The 4,064-nt window shown below is 64.0% G+C and carries 5 protein-coding genes; 3 read left to right on the top strand and 2 right to left on the bottom strand.

Annotation, left to right across the window (positions count from 1 at the left end):
* Positions 1 to 200: 200 nt before the first annotated feature.
* Positions 201 to 1,139: a hypothetical protein gene (locus ACRDTL_RS04900; RefSeq protein ID WP_431505597.1), complete on the top strand. Its 939-nt coding sequence runs from the start codon at positions 201 to 203 to the stop codon at positions 1,137 to 1,139.
* A 12-nt stretch (positions 1,140 to 1,151) separates the two neighbouring features.
* Here ACRDTL_RS04900 and ACRDTL_RS04905 read toward each other — a convergent pair whose 3' ends face one another.
* A complete protein-coding gene (locus ACRDTL_RS04905; RefSeq protein WP_431505598.1) occupies positions 1,152 to 2,486 on the bottom strand; it encodes a cytochrome P450 in 1,335 nt (444 codons plus the stop codon).
* A gap of 111 nt (positions 2,487 to 2,597) precedes the next feature.
* Here ACRDTL_RS04905 and ACRDTL_RS04910 point away from each other — a divergent pair, with 111 nt between their 5' ends.
* On the top strand, positions 2,598 to 3,203 hold the full coding sequence (locus ACRDTL_RS04910; protein WP_431505599.1) for a TetR/AcrR family transcriptional regulator: 606 nt from the start codon (positions 2,598 to 2,600) through the stop codon (positions 3,201 to 3,203).
* 65 nt (positions 3,204 to 3,268) lie between these two features.
* Positions 3,269 to 3,481 carry a TOBE domain-containing protein gene (locus tag ACRDTL_RS04915; protein WP_431505600.1) on the top strand — a complete coding sequence of 71 codons (213 nt, stop codon included), beginning with the start codon at positions 3,269 to 3,271 and terminating at the stop codon, positions 3,479 to 3,481.
* A gap of 110 nt (positions 3,482 to 3,591) precedes the next feature.
* On the opposite strand, the gene ACRDTL_RS04920 is transcribed toward ACRDTL_RS04915, so the two are convergent.
* Positions 3,592 to 4,064: fatty acid desaturase family protein (locus tag ACRDTL_RS04920; protein ID WP_431505601.1), on the bottom strand; the 473-nt coding region annotated here is incomplete at its 5' end.

Genomic DNA, 4,064 nt, shown 5'->3' on the forward strand with positions numbered 1-4,064 from the left:
AGGCTCTTGACACCCCGCTCAGCCCGCCGCGTCTCCACGACGAACCGGGGCCTGCTACCCGGCGCTCCGGTGCCTACCGGGACGGGACTCCCACCCGCTAGTCCAGTCCAACTTTCAGGACGCAACATTGCGACACATCTTAAACAGTGTCTGCAAGAGGCATTGACCTCAATGTTTGTTGAGGTTCTAGGTTTGGTGATGTGAATGCTTCCACGACATACGCAGAGGCCATCAACGGGGCGCTGGACCGGCTGCAGACGACTGGTTTCTACCTCGGTGACTTCTTCGCCAACCATGGGCCAATGGCCGCCGAGGCGCTCGCCAGTCTGGGGTACTGCGACGAAGTCGACAGTTGGGTCGACACCAACATCCACCACCGCCGGTATGGCCCACTGCCGAAACCGTGGCGACCGATCCGCGGCGACTGGCAGGAAGCGCTCGGAGAGCCCAAGCGCGGCGGCGATTGGGTCGAGCTGTTCCGTCGAGAATTGGCCGAAAACGATTGGCGACAGGTGCTTGAAACCTGGTGGCTCAGGTTGCTCCCGGGCTGTGCCGGATCGTTGACACACGGCTTGATCCGCACCGCACACGCCGTGCGCGGCCTGAAAACTGTCGGCCGGCCAAGCGATCTGCAGATCGACGAACTCGCCCGCGGGCTTGCGTTTTGGGCAACCGGATATACCGCCATCCGAAGCGATATCGACGAACCGACCCGGACGACCATCGCAGCCGTCGATCGGGCGCTAAGCGAGCTGACCGCCGAATACGCCGGCTACTACACGACCACGAAGCCGTCGCACCCCGTCCCGCTGATCCACACCATTACCGCACCAGCCGCCATGCGGTTGGTGCTGACCGAACTGCCTGCACCGATGCACGGGATCTCATTGCAGACGATGGTCGGCGTCAATCGGGAAATCTTCGCCAGATTCGGTGGGCGTCGCGCCACGGCCACCGTTGAGTTGGCCGGATCGGGTTTCGAGCCGCAACCCGCGGCGTTGGCCGCCCAAGCCGCCGAGATCGGCGATGAGCACGCGATCAAGATGTGCGAAGCGGCAATCCGGGAACACGCGCTGCGGCCGGACCCCCGCTACTTCGCCGCCGCGAGCACCGCGCTCACATTGATCCGTGACCAATGACCACGGACCTGTTCAGCCGGGTCGCCGACGCACGACGATGCGCCCGCCGTCGTTCGGAGTGAACGTGACGCCACGGGAGTGCCACTTCTCGCCCGGCGCGGTCGTGGTGTCAATAGTGAAGTGCCGCAACACCGTCCGGACCACCACGTCCATCTCCATATTGGCGAACACAGCCCCCACACAACGACGGGCACCACCCCCGAATGGAATCCAGGCAAAGCTGGACGGCTTGGATCCGATAAATCGTTGCGGATCAAAGCGATCCGGCTCGGCAAAGACCTCCGGATTGGCGTGCATCTGCGAGATGCTCACGAGAATCGTGTATCCGCGGGGAATGACCCACTCGCCAAGCTCGTATGCCGGCGCGTTGACGTGACGGCCGGCCAGATCGATGACCGTCCGGTTGCGCTGGACCTCGAGGATCGCCGCCTGACGTAGCTCGTTTTCGTCAGTCTCGGCTTCGGCGACGAGTTGCCCGAGCACATCGGGGTACCGGCTCAGCCGCTCGAACGCCCAGCCCAACGTGGCGGCCGTGGTTTCGTGCCCGGCGGCCAACAAGGTCAGCAGCTCATCACCGATGTCCTTGCGCGACATCGCCGAACCGTCCTCGTACCTGCTGCGCAGCAACAGGGCCAGCACGTCGTTGCGGTTTTCGAAATTCGGGTCGGCCCGCTCGTCGGCGATCAACTTGTCGATGACGGTGTCATACTGTCGCCGCCACCTGGCCAGCCGACCCCACGGGCTGAAGCGGCCATAGGTCCGAGAGGGTTTGGGCAGTGCCGCCAGCCGAGAACCCAGTGTGACCCAGGGCGGGATGATGCGCAGCAACTCGTCGAGGTCGGCACCCTCGGCACCGAACACCGCCCGCAGGATGATGTTGAGCGTGATCCGCATCGTCGACGGCAAGGTCGGAAACGCCTCGCCCTCGGGCCAGCCGGCGATCTCCCGCAGTGTCTCTTCCTCGATAATGTTTTCGTAGTTCTTGATGCTCTTGCCGTGGAAGGGCGGCGCCAGCAGCCGACGCCGCCGCCGGTGGTCGTCTCCTTCCAGCGCGAATACCGACCCGGAACCCAGCAGCCGGCTCAAGTTCGGCTGGATGTTGCCGAGGTCCTCGGGGCTGGTGGTGAATACCTGTTTGGCCAATTGCGGATTCGCCACCACCACAACGTGGCCGTAAACCGGGACGTTCAACGTGAAGACATCGCCGTAGCGGCGCGCGACCTGTTGCACAGTCCGGCGCCGCGAGATCATGAACGCGACGCCCTGCAAGGCTTTTGGAATTCGCGGCCCCGGCGGCACTCTGACGGCCGGAGGCGCGGTGGTCACCTGGGTGTCGGCGGAGCTCATGGGGTGCACTCCCAACATCGGCGTGGTACTCACGGGTACCACAAACGTATGCAGGTACGGTACCGTGTAGTACCAACCGCTGGCAAGGGGTCGGCGAGAGGGGACGCGGTCATGACGGCAGTCGCCGACGACGCGGCGTGCGCCGATATCGACCCGTTCCGCCGTCGGCTGCTCGACGGCCTCGCCGCCTCGATCCGCGAGCGGGGCTACCGCGCCACGACCGTCGCCGACATCGTCCGGCAAGCGCGCACATCGAAGCGCACCTTCTACGACCAGTTCGCCGGTAAAGAGCAATGCTTCCTCGATCTGCTGCATGCCGACATCGAGAAGTTGGCGCAGGAGATCCGGACGGCCGTCGATCCGCATGCCGATTGGCATCGCCAGATTCGTCAGGCCGTGGAGGCTTACGTCGCACACATCGAGTCGCGACCGGCCATCACGTTGAGCTGGATTCGCGAGCTTCCGTCGTTGGGTACGGCGGCGCGCCCCGTTCAGCGGCACGGGTTGGCGCTGTTGACCACGTTGCTGATCGACCTGAGCGGCAGCCCCGGGTTCCGGCAGGCCGGTCTGCCGCCGCTGACCCGGCCGCTGGCGGTGATTTTGGTGGGTGGTCTTCGCGAACTGACCGCGCTTGCCGTCGAAGACGGGACAGACGTGCGCGACATCGTCGAGCCGGCGGTTCAGGCGTCGGCCGCGGTGCTGGGTTCCGGCGACTGAAACGGTGCCGTTTGCCGACGCGCGGCCTTACGCTCGTCGAGAGGACCGATGAATGGAGGACCGCGATGCGGCTATCGACAAGAAATCAGCTCAAAGGCACGATCTCCGATGTGGACCTCGGCAGCGTTATGGCCACCGTGAAGGTCCGCCTCGACGGAAGCGACCAAGTTGTCACCTCCTCGATTACCAAGGACGCGGCAGTCAATCTCGGTCTCAAAGTCGGTCAACCCGCGACGGTTTTGATCAAGGCGACAGAGGTGACGATCGGCGTCGACTGAGCTCAAGCCGCGCTGGTAATACTGGTCGCCGAGACTGCAGCTAGCGCATCGAAACTGCACCGACGGTCGTGATTTCCCGAAAAGCACAACCCTGCGCGCAGTTTCGACGTTTAGGCGGCGAAGGCCTCGGGTTTAGATTCAACGGCTCGATTCTTCTGCGGCAAGGCCAGCTTCCAAATCTTGCGGACCACGGTGGCGAATTGCCTGGGCAACGAGCCCGCGTTATACGGGATGCCGTAGCGGCGACAGATCTCCCGCACCTCCGGCGCGATCTCGGCGTACCGGCGGGCCGGCACGTCCGGGAACAGGTGATGCTCGATCTGGTGCGACAGGTTGCCGGACAGGATGTGAAAGAGCTTGCCGCCGGTCAGGTTTGCCGATCCGAGAATCTGCCGGAAGTACCACATACCGCGTGACTCATTGTTCGCCTCGTCGGCGGAGAATTCCTGGGTGCCGTCCGGGAAGTGCCCGCAGAAGATGATCATGTAGGACCAGACGTTGCGGATCAGGTTCGCCGTGAGGTTGCCGGTGAAGACGAACGGGGCGAATGGTCCGGCCAGCAGCGGGAAGGCGACGTAGTCTT

The sequence above is a fragment of the Mycobacterium sp. genome (assembly GCF_050700595.1).
In the GTDB taxonomy this organism is placed as follows: Bacteria; Actinomycetota; Actinomycetes; order Mycobacteriales; family Mycobacteriaceae; genus Mycobacterium.